The sequence below is a fragment of the Corynebacterium sp. UBA2622 genome (assembly GCF_002339505.1).
Taxonomy (GTDB): Bacteria; Actinomycetota; Actinomycetes; order Mycobacteriales; family Mycobacteriaceae; genus Corynebacterium.
Map to the genome: position 1 here is coordinate 324 of NZ_DDJO01000019.1, position 1134 is coordinate 1457.

Sequence of the window (1134 nt, forward strand, 5' to 3'; positions counted from 1 at the left end):
CCTCTGGGGCCGCCCCTCCTCCCTGCGCCACCCGGACGTGTTCAACCCCGGCGCGTTCGCCAACGTCACCTACTTCTGATGCGCCTCGTCCTCGCCTCCCAGTCGCCCTCGCGGCGCATGCTCCTCGAACAGGGCGGGGTCACCCCGGTCCTCCGCCCGGCCAACATCGACGAGCACTCGCTTCTCGACGCCCACGCGGACGCCTCCCCCGCCGACGCCGTTGCCGCCCTCGCCCGCGCGAAGGCCGGTGCCGTAGCGGGTGACTTCCCCGATGACATCACCGTCGGCTGCGATTCCATGCTGCTCCTCGACGGGAAGCTGCAGGGCAAGCCCCTGACCGTGGAGGCCACCATCGAGCGCTGGCGCGCACAGCGCGGCCGCAGCGCGAACCTCCTCACCGGACACGCCGTGCACTACCACGGTGAATGGGTCACCGGGACGGTTGCCACGACGGTCCGCTTCGGGGAAGCCTCGGACGCCGACATCGAGGCCTACGCCCGTTCCGGCGAGCCGCTGCAGTGCGCCGGGGCTTTCACCCTCGAGACCCTGGGCAGCTGGTTCATCGACTCCATCGAGGGCGACCCCACCAGCGTCATCGGCCTGTCCATGCCCTTTCTGCGGCGCGCCCTCTACAGCTTCGGGCTGGACGCCTCGGCGTTCTGGGGCTGACCGGGCTGGTTCCCGAACCCCCGCATCGGCCCGCTCGCGCGGGGCTCCGCGGCCGCCGGTTTGGCTAGGGTGGGCCCCATGGAAATCAACGACATGCTCGCTCCCCCGCCCGTCAAGCTCCCCGAAGACCCCGCCGCGGGCCAGGATCTCCTCTCGCGCGAGACGGCCCTCNNTCCCCCTCGGTGTGGGCCACCCGCGCGGAGAAGGAGCTGGCGGATGGCGACCCGATCGTCGCCTACGCCTACGCCCGCACCGGCTACCACCGCTCCCTGGACCGCCTGCGCGCCAATGGGTGGAAGGGCTGGGGGCCGGTGCCGATGAGCCACGAGCCCAACCAGGGTGTGCTGCGCGCCATCGCGATGCTGGCGCTCGCCTCCCGCGAAATCGGTGACGAGGCGGAGTACGACCGGTGCCGTCAGATGCTCTCCGACGCGGATCCGGGGAGCGTCGAAAAGCTTCTGGGCT

Annotated in this window: 1 protein-coding gene and 1 pseudogene; both read left to right on the plus strand. The window is 71.4% G+C overall.

What is annotated here, in order from left to right; all coding sequences use genetic code 11:
- The first annotated feature begins 78 nt into the window (after positions 1 to 78).
- Positions 79 to 669: a Maf family protein gene (locus B3611_RS08375; protein ID WP_291314630.1), complete on the plus strand. Its 591-nt coding sequence runs from the start codon at positions 79 to 81 to the stop codon at positions 667 to 669.
- 78 nt (positions 670 to 747) lie between these two features.
- Positions 748 to 1134, plus strand: a pseudogene (locus B3611_RS08380) (DUF3151 domain-containing protein); the annotation flags it as partial.